Annotated in this window: 23 protein-coding genes; 3 read left to right on the plus strand and 20 right to left on the minus strand. The window is 43.9% G+C overall.

Annotation, left to right across the window (positions count from 1 at the left end; genetic code table 11):
- Positions 1–19: 19 nt before the first annotated feature.
- From A28LD_RS07055 to A28LD_RS07100, 10 genes are read right to left on the minus strand one after another with little or no spacing between them, the layout of a single operon-like run.
- A complete protein-coding gene (locus A28LD_RS07055) occupies positions 20–541 on the minus strand; it encodes a DUF3833 domain-containing protein (RefSeq protein WP_007420390.1) in 522 nt (173 codons plus the stop codon).
- On the minus strand, positions 541–1,113 hold the full coding sequence (locus A28LD_RS07060; protein WP_007420391.1) for a chalcone isomerase family protein: 573 nt from the start codon (positions 1,111–1,113) through the stop codon (positions 541–543). Before A28LD_RS07060 ends, A28LD_RS07055 begins: the two co-directional genes overlap by 1 nt.
- On the minus strand, positions 1,106–1,696 hold the full coding sequence (locus A28LD_RS07065) for a DUF2878 domain-containing protein (protein ID WP_007420392.1): 591 nt from the start codon (positions 1,694–1,696) through the stop codon (positions 1,106–1,108). Before A28LD_RS07065 ends, A28LD_RS07060 begins: the two co-directional genes overlap by 8 nt.
- A complete protein-coding gene (locus tag A28LD_RS07070; protein ID WP_007420393.1) occupies positions 1,680–2,924 on the minus strand; it encodes an SAM-dependent methyltransferase in 1,245 nt (414 codons plus the stop codon). The genes A28LD_RS07065 and A28LD_RS07070 overlap by 17 nt, the downstream gene beginning before the upstream one ends.
- A gap of 17 nt (positions 2,925–2,941) precedes the next feature.
- Positions 2,942–3,748, minus strand: a complete 807-nt coding sequence (locus A28LD_RS07075) for a DUF1365 domain-containing protein (RefSeq protein ID WP_007420394.1) — start codon at positions 3,746–3,748, stop codon at positions 2,942–2,944.
- Positions 3,748–5,049, minus strand: coding sequence for an NAD(P)/FAD-dependent oxidoreductase (locus tag A28LD_RS07080; RefSeq protein WP_007420395.1), 1,302 nt, complete (start codon positions 5,047–5,049; stop codon positions 3,748–3,750). The genes A28LD_RS07075 and A28LD_RS07080 overlap by 1 nt, the downstream gene beginning before the upstream one ends.
- Positions 5,050–5,090: 41 nt before the next feature.
- Complete coding sequence (locus A28LD_RS07085) at positions 5,091–5,846, minus strand: SDR family NAD(P)-dependent oxidoreductase (protein WP_007420396.1); 756 nt, start codon at positions 5,844–5,846, stop codon at positions 5,091–5,093.
- 45 nt (positions 5,847–5,891) lie between these two features.
- Complete coding sequence (locus A28LD_RS07090; protein WP_007420397.1) at positions 5,892–6,350, minus strand: nuclear transport factor 2 family protein; 459 nt, start codon at positions 6,348–6,350, stop codon at positions 5,892–5,894.
- Positions 6,351–6,370: 20 nt separating this feature from the next.
- A complete protein-coding gene (phrB, locus tag A28LD_RS07095; RefSeq protein ID WP_007420398.1) occupies positions 6,371–7,864 on the minus strand; it encodes a deoxyribodipyrimidine photo-lyase in 1,494 nt (497 codons plus the stop codon).
- 41 nt (positions 7,865–7,905) lie between these two features.
- On the minus strand, positions 7,906–8,838 hold the full coding sequence (locus A28LD_RS07100) for a YbgA family protein (protein WP_007420399.1): 933 nt from the start codon (positions 8,836–8,838) through the stop codon (positions 7,906–7,908).
- Positions 8,839–9,162: 324 nt separating this feature from the next.
- On the opposite strand from A28LD_RS07100, the gene A28LD_RS07105 reads away from it, so the two are divergent.
- The 3 genes from A28LD_RS07105 (at position 9,163) to A28LD_RS07115 (ending at position 11,201) form a co-directional block, all read left to right on the plus strand.
- A complete protein-coding gene (locus A28LD_RS07105) occupies positions 9,163–9,801 on the plus strand; it encodes an LON peptidase substrate-binding domain-containing protein (protein ID WP_007420400.1) in 639 nt (212 codons plus the stop codon).
- A 109-nt stretch (positions 9,802–9,910) separates the two neighbouring features.
- A complete protein-coding gene (locus A28LD_RS07110) occupies positions 9,911–10,546 on the plus strand; it encodes a sigma-70 family RNA polymerase sigma factor (RefSeq protein WP_007420401.1) in 636 nt (211 codons plus the stop codon).
- Positions 10,539–11,201, plus strand: coding sequence for a ChrR family anti-sigma-E factor (locus A28LD_RS07115; protein ID WP_007420402.1), 663 nt, complete (start codon positions 10,539–10,541; stop codon positions 11,199–11,201). Before A28LD_RS07110 ends, A28LD_RS07115 begins: the two co-directional genes overlap by 8 nt.
- A gap of 114 nt (positions 11,202–11,315) precedes the next feature.
- Here A28LD_RS07115 and ihfA read toward each other — a convergent pair whose 3' ends face one another.
- The 10 genes from ihfA to A28LD_RS07165 all read right to left on the minus strand — a co-directional run bounded on the left by ihfA (position 11,316) and on the right by A28LD_RS07165 (position 26,680).
- Positions 11,316–11,621, minus strand: a complete 306-nt coding sequence (gene ihfA / locus A28LD_RS07120) for an integration host factor subunit alpha (RefSeq protein WP_007420403.1) — start codon at positions 11,619–11,621, stop codon at positions 11,316–11,318.
- A gap of 2 nt (positions 11,622–11,623) precedes the next feature.
- Entirely contained in the window at positions 11,624–14,014 is a 2,391-nt protein-coding gene (pheT, locus tag A28LD_RS07125; RefSeq protein ID WP_007420404.1) for a phenylalanine--tRNA ligase subunit beta, read from the minus strand.
- 23 nt (positions 14,015–14,037) lie between these two features.
- Positions 14,038–15,030 (minus strand): phenylalanine--tRNA ligase subunit alpha, encoded by a 993-nt coding sequence (pheS, locus tag A28LD_RS07130; RefSeq protein WP_007420405.1) that lies wholly within the window; start codon positions 15,028–15,030, stop codon positions 14,038–14,040.
- A 189-nt stretch (positions 15,031–15,219) separates the two neighbouring features.
- A complete protein-coding gene (locus A28LD_RS07135; protein WP_007420406.1) occupies positions 15,220–17,676 on the minus strand; it encodes a S8 family serine peptidase in 2,457 nt (818 codons plus the stop codon).
- A 128-nt stretch (positions 17,677–17,804) separates the two neighbouring features.
- A complete protein-coding gene (locus tag A28LD_RS07140; RefSeq protein WP_007420407.1) occupies positions 17,805–18,434 on the minus strand; it encodes a response regulator transcription factor in 630 nt (209 codons plus the stop codon).
- Positions 18,431–19,111 carry a sensor histidine kinase gene (locus A28LD_RS07145; protein ID WP_007420408.1) on the minus strand — a complete coding sequence of 227 codons (681 nt, stop codon included), beginning with the start codon at positions 19,109–19,111 and terminating at the stop codon, positions 18,431–18,433. The genes A28LD_RS07140 and A28LD_RS07145 overlap by 4 nt, the downstream gene beginning before the upstream one ends.
- Positions 19,104–22,259: a serine/threonine-protein kinase gene (locus A28LD_RS07150; RefSeq protein WP_007420409.1), complete on the minus strand. Its 3,156-nt coding sequence runs from the start codon at positions 22,257–22,259 to the stop codon at positions 19,104–19,106. The genes A28LD_RS07145 and A28LD_RS07150 overlap by 8 nt, the downstream gene beginning before the upstream one ends.
- A 107-nt stretch (positions 22,260–22,366) precedes the next feature.
- Positions 22,367–23,206, minus strand: coding sequence for an FHA domain-containing protein (locus A28LD_RS07155; RefSeq protein ID WP_007420410.1), 840 nt, complete (start codon positions 23,204–23,206; stop codon positions 22,367–22,369).
- A 13-nt stretch (positions 23,207–23,219) separates the two neighbouring features.
- Positions 23,220–24,089 carry a DUF6689 family protein gene (locus tag A28LD_RS07160; RefSeq protein WP_139043547.1) on the minus strand — a complete coding sequence of 290 codons (870 nt, stop codon included), beginning with the start codon at positions 24,087–24,089 and terminating at the stop codon, positions 23,220–23,222.
- A gap of 119 nt (positions 24,090–24,208) precedes the next feature.
- Entirely contained in the window at positions 24,209–26,680 is a 2,472-nt protein-coding gene (locus A28LD_RS07165) for a S8 family peptidase (RefSeq protein ID WP_007420412.1), read from the minus strand.
- Positions 26,681–26,696: the final 16 nt, after the last annotated feature.

Here is a 26,696-nt window from a genome sequence, read left to right on the forward strand (position 1 = left end):
ATGCTGCTACTTTTTTTCTCTATTTCTTTTCCATGTAAATAGTGATTTCGCCAACACGAAAACCAAACTTTCGCATTTCCGTGCGGTTTACTAAGCGATCTTCATCGAGTAGAAACATCCAATCATCCAAGGTTACCGCTATGGTGCCATCACGAAACGGTACCTCGAGTTGGTATACCCAATGCAACGCGTTTCCCGCTGTAGTTCCCTTAGCAACCCCTACTACATCGCCGGCAGTACCTTCGTAGCTATTCTCACCAGTTTTCGTTAGTGTCCATACGCGTGTTTGTTCGCGGCCGTCATCCCAGTAAAATACCTCATCAAGCTCGCCCTGATTACCTTCCCAAGTGCCCACGATATCGGCACGAAAACGTTGCGTAACTTTTCCGGAACGATCTTGCACCATGCCATAGGCAACGATATCACCAACGAAATATTCATCTAAATGTAGCTTTGGTGAATCTGCTTGATAATCTTCAATTTTTGCCGAGCATCCACTTAAAAATATTAAGAAACCAGCAATCATCGCAAATATACGCATTATTTAACTCCTACTAACTCATCGCGGCTACTGCGAAAGCGAGCATCTTCAGATAACCAAATCGAAAGAAACTGATCGGCAAAATTACTGTTTTCAATCATGCCTAATTCACCCTCAGTGCCGTAAAATTTAATGCCACCATCGGCTACTCTATGAGCAACAATGCAATCACCCGAATTTACATCTGGCCACATAGCGCTCAGCTCACTAATCCATGTATCTGATTGTTCGTTCTGAGGGTAACCCATGCGTTCCCACTCATCTTGGGTTTGTTCGGCTAATTTTGCAGCACTGAAATCTCGGGCATATTGTAACCTTAACAATAATTCGTTAGCGCCAGAGTAATTGCCGTTATCAGAATACAATTCAGCGTCATAAATTCGAAATAGCATAACGCGCAACCGAGTTTCGCCAACTTTTTCAAGAGCCATCTCGCTAGCAGAGGCTTCACCGGAAACCACACTTTGGCCGCAACTGCTGGCATAGGCAGTAGAAGTACTCAGGGCTCCAAGAGTTACCGCAGCCGAAAATGCAACGGTAAATGCTGCCATTAAATAATTCTTTTTAAACATTGATATGTTCCTCCTGCCCTTTAGTTTTTCCAGCTTTCGCAACCAGTATCGGCGTTACTAACCTCGACACTAAAACCATTATCAATCCCCACATAACTGCGTAAACCGTTACTGCATAGGGAAATGCGATTAATATTTCCGCTGCATCTATGCGAGTTCCCGCAAAGTAGGTTATTGGCCCGAAAACCGCACCTAACAAAGCTGCCAGTAATGCCTTACCACGTAGCCAATCGAAAACTATCAACGACATTCCGGTAAAACCTACCCACAACAGAATCAACCAAGGCGGCAACCAATCGGTTCCGGTAAAAGAAATAACGCCAAAATAGACGGTTAGAAATTCAGCGAATAATCCAGCAAATACCAAAATAAGAAACGCATAACGCCGTTGCCATAAAAGCTTCGGAGTAGCAGCGAACATCGCCAAAATAAGAAGTGCCGTAAGCCAAATCCAAGCTTCTCTGCCTAAAACAGCGCTTAACCAGACAAAATCGAAAATCACGAAACCCGCCAACCGCGGGTTCCGATGTAAATTCAACAAATGGTACTTAACTTGTTCCTTAAGCTTAAACCAGATTTGCATTTTTCGTGGCCTTCATCTGCACTGCGCTGATACTTCGTTGATTGAAACCGCCCTCGCAATAACATAAATAGTAGTTCCACATCCGATAGAAACGGTCATCGTAATTAAAAGCCTGCAGCTCGTTAAACCGGCGATTAAAACGCGTTCGCCAATCCGCTAGTGTATGTGCGTAATCTAATCCAATATCACTAAGCTCACGAACAACCATATCTGTATTCTTTCTAAACATGCGTCCAATTAACTCCACTGATGGTAAATAACCACCGGGGAAAATATATTTCTGAATAAAATCAACATTCCGGTTGTAGCTATCCAAGCGTTGGTCGGCAATCGTTATTGCCTGGAGCACCATTGTTCCACCCGGTTTCACTAAATCATTACATTTGCGGAAAAATGTTCCCATGTACTCGGCGCCAACCGCTTCAATCATTTCTACTGAAACAAGCTTATCAAACTGCCCCTGTAAATCTCGATAATCTTTCTTCAGCAAAGTAATCTTATCGCTTAACCCTTTTTCCGCCACCAAATCTTGCGCGTATTTATATTGCTCTTCAGAAATAGTAGTTGTGGTTACCTTACAGCCATAATTTTCAGCCGCATAAATTGCCAAACCACCCCAACCCGTTCCGATTTCTATTAAGTGATCGTTCTCGGTTAGTGTGAGCATCTCGCACAGGCGGCGCAGTTTTTCTTCCTGAGCTTCATCAAGCGAGGCATCAACCCGCGGGTATACAGCACTTGAATATTGCATACGCTCATCAAGGAACCGAGTGTAAAGCTCATTACCTAAATCGTAATGCGAAGCTATATTTTCTTTGGCACGCGTTTTGCTATTTCTGCGGCGAAAATGCGAAATCATCTGCAAAGGCCACGAAATCCAGCCCAAGCGTTTCTCCAACTTATCCATCACACTTAAGTTGGCAGCAAACACCTCGATAACTTTGGTTAAATTTGGCGAGCTCCAATCGCCGGCGATAAACGCATCACCCGCGCCGATATCGCCACTAAAAACAAATTTTGAATAAGTGCGCGGGTGTAAAATTTCAATGCGAGCGCAAGGCTCAGCGCCCTCTTCGCCGAAGCGAGCAACTACCTGTTTATCATGTAAAATGACAAGTTCACCGAACTTTAAATGGCTAAGCACACGAAACATTATCTTTTGTGCAAAACGCTCCATTTTTGTCATTGTTATCTCAGATATCGCTACTGTATCTGTCGATGTTCTCATCTAATTAATCCTGCTTGTTATCTGCCGTTATTTTTTTTGTCCGTGTGGCCGAAATAAGGAACTCGTTTCGCAAACAATTTTAAAGCTTGCCAATATATTCCAGAAACTATTTTTAATGACATCCACGGATGTTTTCTTAATACGCGCCGAACTTCACTCTGGTTCATTGGTATACGAGTTAATGTCATGCTTGCATCGAATACTCGTTGCTCTTGGTGCGCTTCTATGTGAATTAAAAGTTTCGAATTCTCACTCAGCTCTGGGGCAGTAAGTCGCCAGTGATAGCGCATATCTAACGGATTAAACGGAGATACATGAAAGGCTTTATCGTGATCCTGAGGGTTATCAACAGTAAGTAAATAATAATGCCGTTCATTCCAAGGCGTATTACTCACCTCGGCCAACATGTAGGTAAACTCACCCCTCTCATTCTGTAGGTAATAGCAATTAATAGGGCTAAAAAAAACACCGAAATTTCGAATATTCCCAAGAAAAAACACATTGCCGGTGAGCTGTGTATTAGCCAATAGGCTCATTTTAGCAAGCACTGCATCGGCAAGGGGCTGCCCTTCATATTCGCGATGCTCATTACGCAAGTAATTCTCTTCCCGAAACTGCATAGGCGCCCAGCTTTTGCCCACCGAGAACAACTTGCTCACATTATTGGCGCTTTCTAAATCGTTTAGATCAAGCCACCATTGCATCAAGCTGTAATTAAAGCGGTGAATCTTTGGGGTAAACCGCCGGTGCCTAACTACTCCATAGTACACAGCGTGCTGCATTTTCTTCGAATGCGTTGTGAGTAGGTTGCCGTTTTGCATCATTATTCGCCGTTGTATCGAGAATCATGCTCTGGGCGCCCAATACCAAAGCGCTCAACAACATCTACGGCACTGCGCACGCCATCTTCATGAAAGCCGCTGTACCAATAGGCACCACAAAAATGTGTATGATTTTTGCCACATATCTCACTGCGTCGGGCTCGTTGTTTAAAAGAATCGACACTGTACACCGGGTGGGCGTAACTGAAACTACGAAGAATCTTGCTTTCATCAAGTGCGGCAGTGTTATTTAAGGTTACGCAAAACGTTTCCGGAGCATCAACTAACCCCTGTAAAATATTCATGTTGTAAGTTACAGTAGCGGGCTTATTCAAACCGCCTTTACGTAAATCAGGAAGTAAATAATTCCAACTGGCCCATGCTGCTTTGCGTTTTGGTAACTGGCCAATATCAGTATGTAACACAACATCATTATTTTGGTAGGGAATGCCACCCAAAATCGCTCGTTCATCTTCGCTTGGGTCGGCTAAGAGAGCTAGCGCTTGATCGCTATGGCAAGCAAGAATCACCTCATCAAAGCGTTGATTGCTGCCATCAGCAAAGGCAATATCAACACCCTCGGAACCCCGGCGAACACTAATCACGTTGGCATTTAAAACGATACGCTCAGCAAAAGGCTGCGTTAAAGCTGGAATATAGCTTCGCGAACCGCCTTTAATTACATGCCACTGTGGCCGATTGCTAACATCCAATAAGCCGTGATTTAGGAAAAAACGTAAGAAAAAGCTAAGTGGAAAAGCAGATGATTCACTTAAACTAGCCGACCAAATTGCCGCACACATTGGATACAGGTAATTGATAGAGAAATCTTCGCCCAGCTTAAGTTCATGCACAAATTCAGCAAGGGTAAGTTCAGCTAGTTCAGCTTCACTGCGCTCAACGAGTGCCTGCTTTGCCGCTTTATTAAACTTCACAATATCGAAGAGCATTTTATAAAAACGCGGCCGCAAGTAATTACGCTTTTGTGCAAACATAGTACCTAAAGTGTGGCCATTATATTCCAACCTTGTTTCCGGGTTTTGTACACTAAAACTCATCTGAGTGTCTTGCCAAGCAACACCATGCTTACGCAATAAAGCCCGAAAGTTCGGATAGGTTCTATCATTAAAAACAATAAAACCGGTATCGATAGCAAAAGGTTTACCGGCAACTTCAACATCAATCGTGGCAGTGTGGCCACCGATATAGTTATTTTTCTCAAACATCCACACTTCGTGGTCTTGGCTCAATAAATTTGCTGCGGTAATTCCCGCGATACCCGAGCCAATAACTGCGATTTTCATGTACTTTCCTTTGCCGCGGAATTCCGCATATTAATAACGGTTTAAGATTGTTTCATACGTTTTGAAAGTGAAATCTGCAAACGATATGGCAGCCGCTGTAGAAACGCTAAAATACCACCGAATATACGTGGGAATGCAATATGCGGTTTACCTTTAGCAATGCCTTTTTGGATTGCCCTAGAAGCCTGCTCTACAGTAACGCGCATTGGCATCTCGAAATCGTTAGCATCTGTCATGGGTGTTTTTACAAAGCCCGGCGATACGGTAATAACTTGGATACCCTCTTTTACCAAATCTGTGCGTAATGAACCGGCAAAGTAATGAATAGCGGCTTTGCTAGCTCCATAAGCCTCTGCGCGTGTAAATTGAAACATGCGAGCCATACTATCAACCACAACCAACTTACTGCCCGGCTTTAAATTCGGAAGCACCCCTGCAATTGAATTCACAACGCCAAAAAAATTGGCGGCGAACACACGATCCACAAGAGCCGGTTCAAAATTCTTTGCGTCATCAATATATTCACACACACCCGCGCTCAATATAACGCAATCAAATCCTGAAGCTTGCAGGCCCTCATTCACTGCAATTTCCTGCAAAGCCAAAAGCGTTTGCTCTCTATCGGTAACATCAAAAATACAGTAGCTTAAACGCCCGCTGCCGCGCGCATCCTTGGCAAGGGCATCAAGTTTCGCTTTTGTTCTTCCGCAAGCAACAACATGATGGCCATCTGCCAAGTAATCCAACGCTAGTTGCTTACCAATACCTGAGGTTGCTCCGGTAATTAAAATATTCATTATGTGCCCTTAACATTCGCTGTGAATAAATGGCTAAAATTAGGCTTACTCGTATGCTTCCAACCGTTCGCGAACTTTGCGTATTAAAAACCCAAGCACAGGAACATGCTCATAAACCATTGCACCAACATCATAATAATCAACATGATGGCGCACTGTGTTCTCTTCTTCTGCAAATTCCAAATGCGTGCAGCCAGGCACTACTATTTCTTTACCGCCTGCCAATTTTTCATGTTGCAAGCGCATCTGCCAAGTTAAGAAGGCTTTGCTTTCAGTAACCACTTGCGCATCAAACGCGAAGTGGCAGGAACTGGCATTTGCTACGCCGTGATTAAAGTAACTCTTCAACTCAGCCAAACCATTTACTTGTAAAATAGGATCTCGAAAACTTATTTCTGCGTGGTAAATGTTATCGGCTTGGTCAATAGATTTCTTATTAAACTCACTGTACATCGCCTGCAAATCATGTACCAATTGCTCCCGATCAGCATGCTTAATCGTCATAATCCACCGCCCTTAAATTGCTATTTTGAGTTGTTTTTAACTTGCTTAAATGTACTAATGAATACCTCCCGCGCCTGTTTATGGTCTACTATCGGTTTCGGATAGGTTTCATTAGCGGCCTTTTCTTCTGCAAACATACCTTGCTGTTTTAAGTAAGCATGCGGGTTATGAATATGCTTGCTTGGCACATCCCGTAATTCTTCAACCCATTTACGAATATAGTTTCCGTCTGGGTCAAACTTTTCTCCCTGGCTCGTAGGATTAAATACACGGAAATAAGGTGCTGCATCAGTTCCAGTACCTGCGCTCCACTGCCAGCCCCCATTGTTTGCTGGAAAGCTACCGTCAATTAAGCGCTGCATAAAATATTCTTCGCCCCATTGCCAATTGATATGCAAATCTTTCACTAAAAAGCTTGCCACTATCATGCGAACACGATTATGCATCCAACCGGTTGCATTCAACTGCCGCATACCGGCATCAACAATAGGAAAGCCTGTTCGGCCTTCACTCCAAGCCACAAACTGCGCCTTATCGTTTACCCACGGAAACGCAGATTGTTCTGCCTGAAACGGCTCACCCATAGCTAGGCGCGGTTCATGAAACATTAAATGCTGATAAAATTCCCGCCAAGCAAGTTCTGATAACCAAGTGTATGCTCCATCACTTAAACCCTCTGGAAATTCAGGCGATACTCTTTGTAAAAGATGAACTGCAACGCGTGGCGAAAGCGCACCAATCTCAAAATAAGCAGAAAGCGTTGATGTGCCATCAATAGCTGGAAAATCGCGTTTTGCTTTGTAGTCGTCAACTAATTCACGCACAAACTCTTGCGTTTTTTTACGTAAATTGGCTTCGCCTACAAGCCACTTTTTACTGCTCTTAAGCTGACCTATCCTATTCCCAGGAAGATTTGATTTATCTTTCGGCAAATCAAGTTCAGTAGTTTTATACGCACCTACACCCTCAATACCTTCTATCTTCAACGCGCATCTTGGGTAAGGCGCTGGTACACCATGCTCGCGAATATATTTCAACCAAACCTTAAAAAACGGAGTAAATACTTTATAGTATTCGCCTTTACCATTTTTAATCTGCTCCGGAGGTACCAGCAAATTGGAATCGAATGAATGAACCGTTAAACCGTTTTTAGCTTGTAATGTTTCAGCTACCTCTTTATCACGGCGCACTTCATCAAGCGCATAATCACGATTGAAATAAACATCTGTAATGCCCTGTTCTGCGCAATATTGCTGCAAGAACTCTGCACACTGAGAAAACCTATCGAGTTTAACCACTTCAAGCGAATGCCCTAATTCAGCCAGATCAAAACCTAATTCATTTAACTGGCGCTGGTAGAGATCCCACTTTATGGCTGCCCAATGATGCTCAGCAAACTGGCTCAAGGTTGGCGTTACTAAGAAGCGAATTGCGCTATTGTTCTTACACGCGTGCAATACAGCATCGTTGTCCAATAACCGTAAATCTTGTTTAAACCATACCAAAGCTGTCATTTTAAACCTTAATAATTATCCGCAACATAAATTCAAGAATCTCATAACCCATAGCGTAAACGCAGGTCGTCAGGATATGGCTGGAAATAAGATTGCGATTCGAGGTATGCATCGGGGTACCGCTTCAAATAATGGTTCATTAACGTTAGCGGTGCAGATAAGGGCTCGATACCGTGGTGATACCGCAAAATCAAATCGGCTAGTTCAGTTCGCGAGCTTGAATCGATGTGTTGCTTGAAGTAACCCTGGACGTGTTGCAAAACGTTGGTGTGATCTTTCCTAGTAGCAGGCAGAGATAATGCTGCCATTAACCGGCAAATATAGGTTTCAAGAAACTCATCAGAAAGCGCATCTAATTCACCAAGCTCACGCCCTAATTCCCTATAAACTGCTTGGTTATGAGCCAATAGAAGCAGCTTATGGCGAGCATGAAATGCATATAAAATGCCTTTGTTAATATTCTCAGCCAATTGTTTCCATTCCGCATAAACGTATAAGCGCAACACAAAGTTTTCACGCAGCTCTGGATCGTTCAAGCGGCCATCCTCTTCCATCGGCATAGCGGGAAACATTTTCTGCAAACGTTTTGCAAAAATACCCATTCCTTGCTTAACATTCGCGTTTGAATTTTCTTCGTAAACGCGAACCCGCTCCATTCCGCAGCTTGGTGATTTCGCACACAATACGTATCCTGATAGCTTCGCTAGTTGTTCGGCACGCACAGACGCAAAATCCTCTAACTTTTCGGTTAGATCTTCACCTGTTTTCTGCACCACAGCACGAGGCGCAGATACATCACCAATTAAACGAATTGTCGCTCTTGGAACTGATAACCCCACGCCCACTTCCGGGCACAGTGGCAAATATTCTACATGACGGCCCAATTCATGCTGACAAAATCCAGAGGCTTTATGCCCGCCATCGTATCTTACTTTTTGTCCCAGAAGACAAGCACTCACACCCACATATATCAATGTTTACTCCTTAAATGGCGGCACTAGGTATATTTATTTCACCGTTGGTCTAAAAATTAGTGATTCAACCCTAAGGTTGTAGCACTAATTCACCGCACAATTTTCAATTTGCCTTTTCCTTTAACTATTTGTCTTACATCTGCGTTATTAATGCAAGTAACGCAAGCACTTGTGCAGCTCAATTAATTAATAGTAATTACGAACGTTGCACCATAACTTTAAAAAATGACACCTTTATAGATCCACATCCCAAACTTCCGCGTAACTGCTTCAACAACCCATTTCGGGTTACAAACCGAATAGCGATTAGTGGATTTAAAAGCAATGTTAGATAGCAGCGTTAAAAAATTAGGTTTGTTTCCTCTTACCGCACATATTTTACCGGGCGGCAGAATGCAATTGCGGGTTTTCGAACCACGTTACATGCGACTTGTAAGAGATTCCTTACGTAATCAGCTCGGATTTGGATTATGTATGTTGAATCCAAATGGCGATTTAAGCCGCAACGAACACATTCATAGCGTTGGAACGCTCGTTAAAGTTATTGATTTTGAGAGTTTAGACGACGGTTACCTTGGTATTACTATAGTAGGTGAACAACTTTTTGATATCCAAAGCATCGAAACGGAAAAAGATGGTTTACGGGTTGGCGAAGTGATTCTGCGTAGCCTCCCAGATACAACAACCGCGAACGCCGAAGACTATGTTGCAAGTAACGATGAGTGTGAGTTAAAGCGCAGATTACAAGAAGTGTTTGATAATTATCCGGAGTTTGCCAGCTTGTATCCCGAGCAAAATTTTGATGATTCATTGTGGGTATGTAATCGCTGGTTAGAGATTTTGCCGTTACAAGCAGAAACTAAACAAGCGCTACTAAATGAAAGCGATGCACCACAACTGCAAGCCTACCTTAGGCAATTATTTGAAGAAAGCTCGAATGAAGATTCTAACTATGCAAGTTAACAAGCAGAAAGATTTGATTAATCTTTAACCGCAACTGATCCAGTAGCAAGTATGAAACCGTAATTGTTGTTACTGATTGGTGGAAAATAACAAGAAGGCGTACAATACAATGCATGTCATGCCTAAAAATCGGGTAACGCGAGAGTACATGAACACGTCGCCAAGCAAGACCCAAGAAATAACGACTGAATATCTCGGCAAATTATTAGCGGATGTAGCTAACAATCGCTCGCGCAGAGCGTTTAGTGAGCTGTTCAAGCATTTTGCGCCAAGGTTACAAGCCTTTGCTACCCGGCAGTTCGGCAACGAACAAACTGCAATGGACCTAGTTCAAGATACAATGACCAATGTATGGCACAAAGCGCATTTATTTAGCCCAGAGAAGGGTTCGCCCACTACTTGGATTTTCACCATAGCTCGTAACATACGGTTCGATATCTTACGCAAAAACAAACATCGGCAAAACGACGTAAGCGCAGAAGATTTGTGGCCAGTTCTTTCTGAAGAAATGAGTGATTCGTCTGATGAAGAGTTTGCCCTTGACCAAAACATCTTAATGCAAGAGATTGGTGAGTATTATCGCCAGCTTCCCGATGCTCAACGTATTGTTATTGAACAGATATATGTTCAAGGCAAATCCCAGCAGGAAGTATCTGACGAATTGGATATTCCATTAGGAACGGTTAAATCGAGAACGCGTTTGGCCTTACAGAAACTAAGAGAGCTGATTACTGCACATGATTAAATTTCATCCTACTGAAGAGTTACTAGTGAAGTATACGCAAGGCGAGCTTGATGCGTCTTTGTGTCTGGTAATCGGAACGCACATTGATATGTGTCCAGTATGTGCAAACTCCGTGAAAGACATTGAAGAACAAGTAGCCAAAACAGCTTTAAATAGCGGTTCGCGCTTCACTGATACAAATATCGATAACATGCTTGAGCAAATACTAAGCTCTAATGCACCGCAGCCATTGCTGCGTGAACCAACGCTGAAGGAAGTAACGCTTGAAGGTAAGCAGTTCAAAGTACCTCCTTCACTAGGCCGCTTAGGGTCACGCTTAGGGCCTTGGAGCAAGGTTCCGGGCTCAGTTTGGCGTGCTCCGGTGAATATCGAAGGCGAACATAACGTGAACCTCATATATATGGCCGCCGGCGCTTCAGTTCCTGAGCATACCCATAGAGGAAGCGAAGCTACTCTAGTGTTGAATGGATCTTTTGCAGATGAATTCGACCGTTATGACGATGGCGATTTTATATTTCTAGGTGATTCGCATCGCCATAGCCCGCAAACAGCGCAAGAAGATTGCCTCACGTTAGCATGGCTGGATGCACCATTACAGTTTACATCGGGCGTTGCACGCTTGTTAAATCCATTTAGTAGCTTATTCTTTCGGTAACATTACTGCAAAATAGACAGTGCAGAATAAATAATTTACTAAAGAAAAAAGAGCCATTCATTTCTGAATGGCTCTTTTTTGTTTTCATTATTAGGTAATTATATTAACCAATCGTTATTCTTGCTCATCGATTGGCGTTGCATCTTCTACTCGAGCTTTAAATTTCTGCCCTGGGCGGAAGGTAACTACTCGCCGCGCTGAAATTGGGATATCTTCTCCAGTTTTCGGGTTACGCCCCGGCCGCTCAGATTTATCGCGAAGATCGAAGTTACCAAAACCTGAAATCTTCACTTGCTCCCCATTTTCCAGAGCATGGCGAATTTCTTCGAAAAAAGTTTCCACTAATTCCTTCGCATCTTTGCGATTAATGCCAACTTTTTCAAATAGATGCTCAGCAATTTCAGCTTTCGTTAGCGCCATAATTAACTATCCCTCAATACCGCGTTGAATTCATTTTGCAGTGCAGTTACTACTTCAGAAATCAAAGTATTCACTTCTTGATCTTCTAGCGTTCGATCCGCTGCCTGCAGCGTTAATGCAATCGCCAAGCTCTTTTCTGAAGCTGGTAGATTGTCACCAGTGTAGACGTCAAATAAGTTTAGTTCAACTAACTGATTTGCGCTAACTTTTCGAATAACTTCAAGAATCTCTCCAGCCGCCAAATTGCGGTCTACCAAAATAGCAATATCACGACGAATTGAAGGATAACGAGAAACTACGCCAGCTACTGGAACCGTACGCTGCTGAATGGCTAATAAATCAAGTTCGAACACGAATGCACGGCCTTTAATACCAAACAGCTTCTCAAACTGAGGATGCAGAGCACCACAAAAACCTATTAATTTACTACCGCAATATATTGCCGCACTCTGCCCCGGATGAAGCGCTGAGTGTGTTGAAGCAACAAAACGGAATTCACTAAAGCGCCCTGATGCTCTTAATAGGGTTTCAACATGGCCTTTAAGATCATAAAAATCAACCGGCTTTACACCATCTTGCCAATGCTCACCTTGCACGGTGCCAAGCATTACACCGGCTATCATCGGCTCTTGCCGGATGCCATTTTCTGCATTCTCATCTGGTGTGAAACGTAAACCTGTTTCAAACAAGCGCACATTTTGCTGCTGGCGTTTTTGGTTGTAACCCGCCGCTGATAACAACCCAGGCCACAAGCCTAAGCGCATCGATGACATCTCAATAGATATCGGGTGCGGAAGCGTTAACGCTGCAGCTTCGGGGTATAGCTGCGCCTGCTGTTTTGGATCTACAAAGCTATACGTAATGGCTTCTTGATAGCCCGCGGCTAACATTACTTGCTGTAACGCCCGCACCGGAAGCTTTGATTCTTCTTGGCGCTGCATTCTCAATGGAGCAACTGGAGCTTTCACAGGAATGTTGTTATAGCCATAAACACGGGCAATTTCTTCAATTAAATCTTCTTCGATAGCGATATCGAAACGATAAGTAGGCACGTTTACTTGCCAACCTTCAGTGCTTTTCTGAACACTGAAGCCTAAGCGTTGTAAAATAGCTTCAACGTCGTTTGCTGCTACTTCGATACCCAATAAACGTTCTAACCGTGAAGCGCGCAAACTAATTTCAGCTGCTTTCGGCAAGTGTTGCTCACTCACCGCTTCAATGATTGGCCCAGCTTCACCGCCACATATTTCTAAAATCAAAGCACTTGCACGCTCCATAGCTACACGCTGCAGCTCAGGATCAACACCACGCTCATAACGATGCGAAGCATCTGTATGCAAACCAAACTTACGCGCTCGGCCCATAATGGCATCAGGAGCAAAGAAAGCACTTTCTAAGAAAATATCTTTCGAATTCTCAGTAACGCCGCTTGCTTCACCACCAAAAACACCCGCCATTGCCAACGCTTTATTTTCATCAGCTATAACTAAAACATCTTCTGAAAGTGTTATTTCTTGGCCATCGAGCAATATAATTTTTTCCGCGTTGTTCGCCATACGAACATGAACATCACCCTCAATAGCTGCAAGATCAAACGCGTGCATTGGGTGGCCTTGCTCAAGCAATACGTAGTTAGTGATATCAACAACTGGATCAATAGAACGAATACCGCTTCGGCGTAAGCGCTCTTGTAGCCATAACGGGCTAGCTGCGGTTACATCAATATTACGAATAACGCGGCCTAAATAACGTGGGCAAGCTGCTGGTGCATCTAAATGAATAGCCCGCTCATCGTTAACGGTAACCGCTACGTTTTTAAACTCTGGCACGCTTACATCTAGGCGATTTAACACCCCTACTTCTCGCGCTAAGCCCCTAACACCCAAACAATCAGCACGGTTTGGGGTTAAATCAATTTCCATCGCAGTATCGTTTAAGCCCATCCAAGCGCGGAAATCTTCACCAATTGGTGCGCTCGCTGGCAACTCTAAAATACCATCATGTTCTTCGCTAAGCTCGAGCTCCGAAGCTGAACACAGCATGCCGTGGCTTGGCTCACCGCGCAGTTTACTTTTCTTGATTTTGAAATCACCCGGAAGCAACGCACCAACTGTAGCTACCGCTACCTTTATACCTACTCGGCAATTTGGCGCTCCACAAACGATATCCAGAAGTTCTTCAGCACCAATATCTACTTTAGTTACCTGCAGCTTATCGGCATTCGGATGTTGCCCACATTCCATTACTTCACCAACTACCACACCGTTAAAAATACCGGCTACAGGTTCAATACCATCTACTTCTAAACCAGCCATACTCAACTGTTCGGCGAGTTCTTCGGTGTTCAGTTGCGGGTTAACCCACTCACGTAACCACTGTTCACTGATTTTCATAATTCTTATTCCCTCGTAACCGTTTAGCTGAACTGCTTTAAGAAGCGCAAATCATTTTCAAAGAATGCCCGTAAATCGTTTACGCCATAACGAATCATGGTTAAACGCTCTACGCCCATACCAAATGCAAAACCAGTGTATTGCTCTGGATCGATACCAACAGAACGCAATACATTTGGATGCACCATGCCGCAACCTAAAACTTCTAACCAGTTTCCATCTTTGCGGCGCACATCAACTTCTGCCGAGGGCTCCGTGAACGGAAAATACGAAGGGCGAAAACGAATTTCTAAATCTTCTTCAAAAAAGTGGTGTAGGAAATCATGCAAAATACCTTTCAACTCGGTAAAACTCACGTTTTCATCAACCATTAGGCCTTCCACTTGGTGGAACATTGGCGTGTGAGTTTGATCGTAATCATTGCGGTAAACTCGGCCCGGAGAAATAATGCGTAATGGTGGCTTTTCATGCTCCATAGTACGAATCTGTACACCGGATGTTTGCGTACGCAACATTGTTTCTGGTGTGAAATAGAAGGTATCGTGATCAGCACGTGCTGGATGTTGCGCCGGAATATTTAGCGCATCGAAATTATGAAATGCATCTTCTACTTCAGGGCCTTCCTTCACAGAGAAGCCTAATTGCCCAAAGTAATCTTCAATACGTTGAATTGTGCGCGTTACCGGGTGTAAACCACCAAACTGCCCCATACGGCCAGCTAAGGTTACATCAATGCGCTCTGCATCAAGGCGCGCATTCATTTCTGCATCTTTCAATTCATCACGGCGGGCGTTCAGAATATCCTGCAATTCTTGTTTAGCTTGATTGATTAACTGCCCTGCTTTCGGACGCTCTTCCGCGCTTAATTTACCTAGGCTTTTCAACTGCTCCGTTAAACGGCCTTTCTTACCCATAAATTCAACACGAACATCTTCTAGTTCCGCAGGGGTTCTAGCTGAATGAGCAGCAGATGTCCCTGCCGCAAGAATTTCCACAAGATTTGCTTGTAAATCCATACTTATCCTCAACTACTCATAAGCGAGTTATAACGGGAGTTTTACGCTATTTTTCAAAGGCGTAATCATAGCATAAAAATACCACAGGGTAAGGTTCATGTATTACCTTAAGCTCTTGCGAATTCAATAAAAAAGCCAGCTTCCGAAGAAGCTGGCCAATAACGATAAAAAATGAATCTTTTGGCAGGGTTAATAAAATGCTTTATGTAAGCGTGTTATGGCCACTGCATAATCCGCACGTTGTACCCGCTGCTTTGGTTCAAATGTAGCGGTGATTGTAGGCTCTAAATCCAACACTCCCTGCTGTAAATGAAACCGCACTGACAACAGGCCGGTATCAATCGCCGCTTGCACATATCCGCGTAGCCCTGCTGGTATGTCACCAGCATCTGTAACTGGTACTGCGTTACCGTCAAAGTATGCAACAACTTCACCATCAAAATTCGCAACTTCACGCCCTAATCCAAGCGATTGCACCAAAGTATAAGCAAGCTCAGCTTTTGTTACACGTCCATTCGGAGCAAACTTATCACTGTTAGCAATAACCACACCCGGCTCAAACTGCGCGCGATCGCGTAATGCTGCACCTCGAGCTGTGGTAGCTTCAGCAAGTAAAGCGGCAAAACCATTCACATCGGTGAATCTCTCCGTTGCAGGTGCAAGCTGACGAACGCCCCCACCCATAACTTGGAAATCAGCTAACTCGATCCGGCGAAGTTCTCGGTTTGGATCGAAGTTGCTACCGCGACCGTCTACCAAGCGGTTTTGTACCGCATATTCGATAAAGCCCCGTGCTGGGTGCGATGCAATATCGTTTAAACCAGAAAACTCACCAGCGCGTTCCTGCACTACCCGAACGTTAAGATCGCCAGGTACTCCATAACCGTTGGTTACACCGAGAGGGTCTAAAGCCACACCGGATAGCCCACCAACACCGCGCAATTCAAGTGTCCACTCTCCAGCTACAGCTGGAGCAGTGGCGGCAATGTTTTGCCCTAAAACAGGTAACGAAACGCCGGAACCGTAACGAACACCATTAGGATCAGTAAGCACAATTGCTAATGTGTTTTCACTCACATTGGCGCTAGCAGAAACCAAAGTAATGTCGCTGCCAACGTTGAAGCTGTAACGCTCTGGTTCGCCTACCGGTGAGAAAAACGCGTTAATAGTTTCTTCCTTACCGATTTCAATTGTTGCCGAAGCATTAAACTCACGATCTAGATTGTTTAAGCCACTCGCATTTTGTTCAAAGCTGGCTGCCATTTTCACTGCTTCATAGGCGTTTACGTAACCAGCGCCAACTTCCCAATCTTCACGACCCGGCATATTGGTTGCAGTGTACTGAAGGATATCTTTTACTTCCCGCCATTCAAGTGATGGGTTTGCTTCTAACATCAACGCCACAATACCAGCAACATGTGGCGCAGCCATAGATGTACCACTCTTCGCAGTGTAGTAAGGTAAGTGCCCTAACTCGATGCGTTCAGCGTCAGAGGTTGCACCTAAACCACCCAACGGATCTGATTGTACGCGAGCGGAAATAACACCAACTCCAGGTGCTGTTACCGTTGGCTGGTCCACCCAATCAAACCGTTCGCCATTGATTATTACTTCACCGCCTTTGTTACGTTCGCCACGGCTGGAAAAAGGCGCTAAATTACCTTGCGAATCACCAGCTGCAACAGTTACCACCCATGGAGCCTTTTTAAAGTTTCCAGTAATGGTGCTAGCTCCTGATCCAGAGTTACCTGCTGAAAATACAGTAATTACTCCACGGTCTGCCAATGCTTTGGTAGCGATATTCGTTGGATGATTAGGTTGGAACTCAGAACCAGCATCGGCAGTTGAGCCAAATGAGTTGGTAATTACCCGAATACCATATCGAGTTTGATTCGCTAACGCATAATCAAAGCCACCAAGCGTATCCAATAAAAATAGCGCCGCACCAGAGCCGTAACCAATCAAGTTAGCGCCTGGAGCCACACCTTCGTATAAACCTCCAGACATAACACCATCGCCACCCACAGTCGCGGCAACGTGAGTTCCATGACCACCAAGCTGATCAGTAGTGGCAAGATTTTCTTGATAAGTGATCGGCAATAACGGTGATAACCCGTTGAGGTTAATTGCGGCTGCTACATTTTGAATAGTACGCGTAGGATATTCAACATCTCGATGTAAGCCATCAATACCTGAATCGTTCACCACCACACCAACGCCACGACCCGTTATTGGAAAGCCATTAATGCGCAGGTTACGATCGGTACGCACCCGATTGACACCTGTGATCTCGGTTTCTTCTGCGTTTTCGTAGTCCATCGCGTCATTGAGGTAAACAGAACGTACCTCAGGTAATGCGGTTATTGCATGTATTTGACCAAGATCAGCAACTACACCCGCAATTGGTAGCTTTTGAAAAGTGGTACCGGTAACGCCAAGGTTCGTCAATGCAAGAACCTGTGCCGGCGTGAGTGGACCATCTCCTTGAAAACTTACTACTAACTCTACACTTCCCTGTAGCTCACCAGAATCTAAGATAGATTGAACTTTTGGCCCAATGGTTGAAGCATGCGCGCCCATTGCGAACATGGTTGCTGCAGCAACTGAAGCCAGTTTAAATGAAATGAATGTTTTTTTGCTTTTCATAAGTGTGTCCTCTGTAACACGAATTTAACAAGGACACATTTACACGGCGAAGAGCGATTTAATATCAGGGAGATCCCCGAACTTCTTCAGTGCAACCCTACTACTCTAATTACTAAGCAAGAGGTAAACTAATGATATATATTCTTTTTTACAGCGATATGAATTAGTTCTGCGGTAGTAGTAACATTAAATTTTTGTAATACTTTTCCACGATGGTGTTCCGCAGTTTTGGTGGCCATATTCAATAATCGACCAATTTCTTTGGTAGGATGCCCCTGAACAACGAGATGAAATACTTCCCGTTCTCGGCGGGTTAAGTTCTCAAGGCTTGGCCGAACGTTGCCTTGTTTAATTGCCTCTTCTAGCAATGGCGGGAACACTCGAACCCCGCCATATACTTTTCGAATCACTTCATATAACTCATCACCGGTAGCATCTTTCAGCACATAACCAACCGCGCCGGAATGATAAAATGCTTCCATATACTCAAGTTCATTATGCATCGTTAAAACCAGTACTTTGGAATCTGGACGTTGCAGTAAAATTTTTTCAATCGCCACTAAACCATTCATTTTTGGCATGGCGATATCCATTAGGATCACATCGGGTTGATAAACTATTACTGCTTTTGTAAGGTCAATACCGTTATCACATTCCGCAAGAACTGTAATGTCTTCATACACATCGAGCATTTTTACCACGCCCTGGCGCATAAGCGTGTGATCATCAGCAATAACTAACGAAATGATCTGCGTCATAAACGCACCTGAACAGTAAGCTGCGTGCCGTTGCTCGGCCGCGTTTGTATATTTAGTGTGGCATCAAATGCGGCGGCGCGATCAAACATGCTGCGCAGCCCAACCCCCTTTTTCACTGTATCGTAAACAAAGCCTTTACCGTTATCGATAATATCCATTCTAAATGCCTGACCATTACGGGCAGCAAATACCCGAACTTCAGTTGCACCGGAGTGTTTAAGTATATTAGTAAACGCTTCTTGAGCGATGCGGAATACCATAATATTCAGGTCATCAGGTAGCTCATCGTTAACATCGATATCTAACTTAACCTGCACATTTTCTTTTTTAAACACGGTTCTAGCTAACCACCTCAACGCAGCATGTAACCCTAAGTCATCAAGCACAGTAGGCCGCATTAATCTTGCCATGGTACGAATATCTTCCATCATATTATCAGCTAGTAAGTAGAGATCTTCATCATCTTCTGAATTTTCTCTGCGCTGCTTTAATCTGCGTGAAAGAATAGCCATTGATTGACCAACGCCGTCATGCAAATCATGTGCTAATTGATTCCTTTCGAGCTCTTGCTGATTCCACACGCGCCTAGCGAGTTCTCTCAACTCGTCCTGCTCTTGCATCAACAAATTGCGGAGTTGTTGTTGGATTTCACATAGTGAATCAAGTTTACTATTCACTTCCACATTCCTTATAGAACCAACAGCTATATCGTTGTGCTTGCTCTTCTTCTAATGAACCTAACCACTCGGTTTTCGCTAATCGTACCTTAGTATCTGAGTTCGGTGTTTCTTGTATGAAAATATGATTTCGCCAATGTTTTGGATATTGAGCAAGCACCCTAACTAATGCCTCAGATGACTGTAAGCCATCTCTTGCTGCTAGATAATTAACATGTAGATGCTCTTGGTAGTATGAAGGCAATACAACTGCCATAAGCGCTTCTTTTTCTTCTAAATCAATAGCTTTTGGCATGAATTCCCATAATAACAAACGCATTTTCATCTCCGTATGTAACGGGAGATTAATATCGTTTAACGATTCCCGTAAACGTTTGCCCTCGGCCACTGCATTATCAGTTTTAGTTGCGTGGTTGTAACTCCAATTTAGCCACGCGAAAACAATTTCCTGTTCGCGCGTAAATCCATCTTGTAATGAATTTAAATGCTCTTGTTCACGCAGAAAGCATCCAGCATCAGCAATCCAAAAACACATTTCAAGTTTCCACAGTAAGTTCTCTATGATCGCCCTATTATCTTGAATCGCAGAAGCATACTCTATCGCTTGCACAACATTGCTCAACGCAGCATCGAGATTCCCCAAACCAAAATTACGACGGCTAAATACAAAGTTCAAAAATGCTTGTTCAATTGGCCGGTTATCACCAATATAATTACTTACTTTGGCGAGTATGCGAGTTGCCATTTGATACTCACCACGATGAAGGTGCAAGTTTGCCAACTGCAGTTCAGTTCTGAGTTTGCCGCTTTCGTGATCAATTCGATCAAATAAAGTATTTGCTTGCCGCCAGAAAATATCAGCTTGGCTAAAATCTCCTGACAAGAAATAGACAAAAGCCACATTGTTGATAGTTTCAGCTTGCTCTTCAGTGCTGCTGTAGCGTATTCGCAAATCTAAAGCACCGCGAAAATACCGTAGCGCCGCGTCGTATTTACCCTGCTCTTCAGCTAAATATCCACGTTCATTCAGAACTTGCGCAGTACCTCGATGATCATTCAACGTGGCAAATATCTCTGCTGCTTTTTCTAACTGCAAATCTGCCTCTACATACTTCTGCATAATTGCGAGAACATTGGCTAAATTACTTAATGTCACCGCTTGGCCCATGAAATCCTCATTCGCGGTTCGTACTTTCAATGCTTGCTCGAAGTAGTTCTGTGATGCTAACAAGTCACCGATGCGCAGGTAAGCTACACCGAGCGCATTTAAAATAATGCCCTGGCCGAATAAATCTTCTTGTTGCCGGAATCGAATCAACCCTTGTGCTAATTCATGATGAATAGAACTTTGAATGTCGCCTTGATTAATTCGTAAACGGCCCAACTCAAACCAGAGATTACCTGAGTTAGGATCTATACTTAATGCTGCTTCCAGCAACTGCTCCGCTAATGATACATCGTCGAGTTGTTGAGCTATCATCGCTCGTTGTTCTAATAAAATTGGTCGGCTCGGGTAAACTTCAAGAAGCCGATCTAATGCCAGCGCAGCTGAATCTAAATCACCCGACAACTGAGCTTCTAACACCCGCCCTCTTAACACCCAATAGTTTGCTGTGTTTTCGGCAGTGGTTTCAAACAACATAGATAGATAGTAATCTGCCTTGTCATCTAACCCTGCTAAATTTGCCCATTGCGCTAATGCGAACCAAAATGCTGTAGATTGCTGATATTGAGCCTGATGATCGCGTTGCAACCGTTCCACTTGCTCATGTGATTCTGCGTTTTGTATTTGAATTACTAATTCTGCTAGTTCCGCATTGAGTACATCGCTGGTTTTCCCACCACTAACATTATCCAGATGAATGACTAGATGTGATTGAATCTGCTGAAAGGCAGTTAACACACCTCGCTGTAAAGCAAAAGCCTCAACACCCATTGGCTGATTCTCTGGGTAGTGACTAACATAAACTTGAACATAATCTGAAGCGCCATCGCTATCGTTAAAGGATGCAACAAAAATTAGTGTTGAAACGTTCAATAAAGTAGCCAAGCGCTCTCGATCACGCGCTTGCTGGAATGGATTTAAGCCTAGCTGTAAAACAAGGTTGTTGACACGGGTAGGCGAAATTACCGAGAACTTATTCTTCTCTGTGTAGGTAAGTGAGAGCATTTGCACAATTCGCTCTGCATCGGGCGCATCCGGTGTATGTACGAATGCAATTCGTGCAGGTGCAACTGAGTGATTTGGCTCAACCAACAGCTCAGGGCCAGTGCCGTTAGAATAATGCTGGTATATTGTCGCTAGAAAAAGCAACAAGACTACAAGAGCGGCCATCGCGATGTGTCGACGAGAACCCGTTACCGTTGTTTTTCTAACGATTTTTGTGAGCGATGAACGGTTCTCAGGATTCTCATTTAGCATTCTCTTTGCAAGCTTTAACCAGCGCAATCGCCATAAGTGAGTTCTTGTGCCATGCCTTGGAACAGCATTAAGAATTCGTTGAATAACTTTACCTAATGCATAAATATCAACCGCGTTTGAAATCGCCTCTCCTTCATCTATTTCGGGGGCTCGATAGCCGTCTGTTCCGCTACCTCTAGTATACGAATCACCATGAACCGCGCTAATACCGAAATCAGCGATAACCAAGTTATTACTTGTATCAATCAGTAAATTTGCCGGTTTGAGGTCACCATGAATAACTTGTTCTCGATGACAAGCTTGAACTCCCGCAATGATCTGATGAAACCAACGCTCCGCATCAGGCATTGATACATTTTCTTGCAATCGCTGAGCAAGTGTTTGCCCTGCGATATAGTCCATTGTGTAAAAAACGTATGCCTCATCACGATAAAACTCATGAACACGGATAATATTTGGATCGGAAATTCTTCGAGCAGCAAGTAGTTCATCACGCAATCGTTGTATTGCAGATTCAGATAGTTCGGTTCTCCGAGCTAGTACTTTAATTGCAATCGTTTTGTCGGTGATTTCGTCATGAGCACGATATACGTGAGCTTGCCCGCCCTGTCCAAGCTCCTCATGAATGAAAAAACGATTAGCTAAAAGTGTTCCAGCAGGTATCCCTGTATCGGCAATAATAGTTGTGCGGATGTCATCCTTAATCCCGTCACTTGGGGTCGACATACTCACCTCAAAAGCCACCTCTCACATGCAATAATTGTTATGATTATACGAACAGAGTGGGCGAAGTAATAGATAACTAAAAACAGTATTCTATACGCTTCTTTACACTATAGAGGTAATTCAGAATTAGCAAGTTCTTGGTCTATCTCTCGCAAGCCAAAAACAATGCCCAATTGTCGGGCATATGATGTAACAACACGTAAATCTATATCGGTAAAAGCTCGAGACGTTTCAGTGCTGTCTGCATATAACACTGCATATGTACGGCCGTTAAAATTAACTGGCACACAAATTAATGACGATAATTCTTGTTCAACAATACTGTGTGCATTGCGAAGTAGTGGATCATCATTAATATTTGCTAATACAACAGGTTGGTTTTCGGTTACTGCTCTACGAATAGCGCTGCGGCTGCCTGAAAAATCAGCAGCAGAACACCAAGAGGGATTACCGCAAGATTGAATAACTACACCGGCTTCATTTAAAAGCAATAGAGCTGCTCGTTCTCGAGGAAAAAGGTTCTGTAATGTTTCCGTGGCAAAATTCGCAAACGTTTCCAAGTTCATGGTTTGAGCGAGTCGTAGCGTGCTATTTTTTATTTGTTTAAACTGCCACCCTGCCTCACTATCTGCCGCTACGGCATCTCGGTATGGTAGCTGTTCAGCAAGACAGTTAACATGCCCCATTCTGAATCGAAGAGGCTCGTATGGCAAACTAAGATATTCAATTCTTTCGTGCGCAAAATAACAGCCACTCCGGCTATTTAAATCTTGAATTTGCCAACTGCCCTCGCGGAATTGAATTTGGGCGTGAGCTCTTGATATCGCTGGATCGTTTATACGAATATCTGCCTTTGAACCTCTACCAATTACATAATGCCTCCCCTCTAAAAGGAGGGAAATCTGGCTTGGTTGATCAACTAAGTTCATTTGTAAACGTAATGGCACTTGTTACCTCTATTTACAAAATCCGCAGGCTATAACGGATAGTTCTAGCTTGAGCAAGCAATGTACCCGAAACGTTCTGCAAATCTTTAGACGACCGCCAAATCGAAGGCATCACAGCACCATCTGCTGTTTCTAAGATTGTGATAATTTCATTCACAGTGTTTTGAGCAGAACCGTAACTACCAGCACTCACTTGCTGTTGCAAGATTGATAATGCTGCAGAAAGCAAGTTATAGGTTGGCGATTCGATAACACTAGATTGTGCCTGAAGGTAATCAGAAAACGCAGTAACTTTGCCTGCAACCACGCTTACCGGCGTTCGCAAATCGGCCGCAATAAGGAAATCTGAGAACGTACCCATCTGCCCACGAGCTCGATAACTTCCAGCACCTGTAGTAACCGTAATATCTTTAAATTCTCCACCATCTGAGCTATGGAACAAACGTAATGGTGATCCTGCTACGTAATGTAAATTCTTGGTATAAATTTCAATTTCTGCAACGCCTTCGAAGCTAAAACCACGATCTGCAATTGGTTTAATGGAAATGAGCACTGGGAAATCAGCAGGTAAAGACACTAACGTTCCTGGGAGTCGGTTAAGAAGATTCGTGTTCAGTGGAGAAACTATCTGAAAATCAAGCTCAAAGTTTTCTGCAGCCACTCCCACTGCGTTTTCAAATTTTACCGACACTTCTAGCTCAATTAAACTGGTAACTTGCACCTGGGCGGTAAACCCATCGTTTGTATAAACCACATTAGCTTCTGTGGAAGCTTGAGCTGAAGTTGCGATAAAGAAACTCGCAATAAAGATTAGGAAACCGCTCAAGCAATATAATAAACGTGACCGATTCTGTGTATCTCGTTTTGCTAAAATAGCCATCATTCAACTCCTAGTTAGAAACATTTTGTTACAAATGAATTAACATAAATGTAACTTTTGTTTACACTAATATCAATCGGGACACATCCATATGCCCCGATTTGATTGTTTTTATTAACTATTTACTGAAAGTACCCATCAAATAGACGGCTAGCCCACACTGCGTATTCAACTCGTGTGATATCTCGGCTAGGGTTAAAGGTTGCCGTAATTGTTGGCTCTAAGTCAAACAAGCCTTGTGTAACCGTAAAGTGCACATTGGTCACGGATAGGTTCAAGGCCAATTGCACATGGCCACGTAATTCCCGCGGAATTTCATCTTGGTCAGCAACTTCGATCGTTTTGCCTTGATACGTCACTGTAATCGGTTGTTCTGGATCGAACGCCAATGCTGCAGCTTCTAAACCGAGTACTTGTACAAAGCTATACGCAAGATCAAGTTTACTAACCGCATCTCGAGGTGAGAATTCGCCAGCAACCACGCGCATCACCCCGTTCTGAGAATAATCGTTATCGCGTAACGCACCGCCCTGTTGGCTTGCTGCTAAAACAAAACTTTCTTTACCCTTTGGTAATTGAGTAATATTCGGCTCTGGTTCATTCAACAATTCGCGATATTGGCGAACCGCAGCGCCCATAACTAAGTATTCAGCAAGGTGTTGACGCTGAAGGTTAGCATTTGGACGGAATCGACGGTTATGCAAACCATCCATTAAACGACGGCTAATCGCGTACTCAATTGCGCCCTGGAATGGGTGCCCTTCAATATCATCGGTTCCTTCGTATCCTGCCGATTCTACAAACTCAATATTCCCGGAAATAACCTCTGGAACGCCTGGACCATTAGTAATACCTAAAGGATCTGCTTCAACACCAGATAACGATGTTAAACCATACGCATAAAGCGACCATGTTCCTACTTGACCAGGAGCTGATACACGCATTGCAGTTTCCAGCGCTGGCAGGGTTAGGTTGCCTGAGTATTCAGTACCGTCTGGTGCAACTAATACCAGTTTTATCGTGTTCGCTAATGAACTTGCGCTCGCCTTCACCCATGCGGTATCCGCATCAACCTCGAAAGTGAATCTATCAAGTTCACCGAGCGGGCTATATAGCACTTCGAATGGTTCAACATGATCACTAGTGAAGGTTAGTGCATTTGCATTGAAATCGCGTAAGCTATTCACATTCTGGCTGAACTCTAAATTTGCACCTAATGCGGCAGCTACCGCAGCGCGGGCATTAATAAAGCCTGCTCCCACTTCCCAGGTTTCACGCCCAGGCATATTAGTTGCTGTTTCTTTTAACAGCTCAACATACTCAAGTGGCTGCCAATTTGGGTTTGCTTCCATCATCAGTGCCAACACACCAGAAACATGTGGTGTTGCCATCGATGTGCCAGAAATCATTGTATAAAACGGCAAATATTCTTCTTCGATTACACCAACATCATTCGCACCGCCATTCGCAGTAAGGTTCGTTGCCGCACGAGTTGAGATAGTATCAACCCCCGGTGCTACGATCGTAACATCATTGGTGTAGGTCCATTGGGAACCGTCTGGCATTGAGAAATCACCACTTTCGCCTTTTAAACCGCGCGATGAAAAGCCCGCTAAATCGCCATTTTTCGTTGCCGCACCAACTGAAACGCCCCATGGAATCTGCGCATATGGGTTATGCGTATCCTCACCCGGCCCTGAGTTACCAGCAGCAAATACAGACAAAATACCCAATTGAAACGCTTTATAGGTTGCTAATGTGATGGGTCCATTCGGATCAAACTTACCCGAGCTACCCCAGGAGTTACTTATAATCCGAATCGGGCTATTAAACGAGTACACATTACTAATCGCATAATCGAAGCCACCAAGTGCATCTAGTATAGCAATACCACCACCAGAGCCGTAGCCCACAAGATCGGCATTTGGTGCCACCCCTGCATATTTACCGTTCGACATAACCCCGTTACCGGCAATTGTTCCAGCAACGTGAGTTCCGTGTCCGGAGTTAGTATCAGTATTTATTTGCCCTTCTAACCACGCACCGTTAGTACCTAAAATGCGCAAAGCTTGGGCATGGGTTAATCCCTGCACGTTTTCTACAACCGTATCACCGAAGAAATGGTCTTGATGACTCGCATCGATGCCACTATCGTGAACTAAAACAGTAACGCCACTACCAGTAAATTCTATACCGTTCCGATCAATGAAATCTTGACCCTGTACTTGATTCACACCAGTAATCTTGCGGGAATCGTTGTTAAAATACTCAAGTGGCCGATTCAACCAAACCGATCGCACTTCCGGTTGCGCACTAATGGAACGAATTTGTTCGGGGCTGGCAAGCACACCAATAATTGGTAGTGAGCGGAACTGAACGCCCTCGCTGATACCCAAATCTAGCAGTTGTCCAAGCTGAGTTTCCGATACTGGTTCTAACTGTTCATAACTAACAACAACCATAACCTTATCGGTAGCTTCAAGTGTATTTAGGGTAGATTGAAGCGCTTCGCCAAGAACACTCGCGTGGGTTGGCGATGACATGGAAAACCCAATAACCGTGCCGATCGCTAACGAAATAGCAGTTTTTTTCATAATAATTTTCTCCGCA

It is taken from the genome of Idiomarina sp. A28L (assembly GCF_000218785.1).
In the GTDB taxonomy this organism is placed as follows: domain Bacteria; phylum Pseudomonadota; class Gammaproteobacteria; order Enterobacterales; family Alteromonadaceae; genus Aliidiomarina.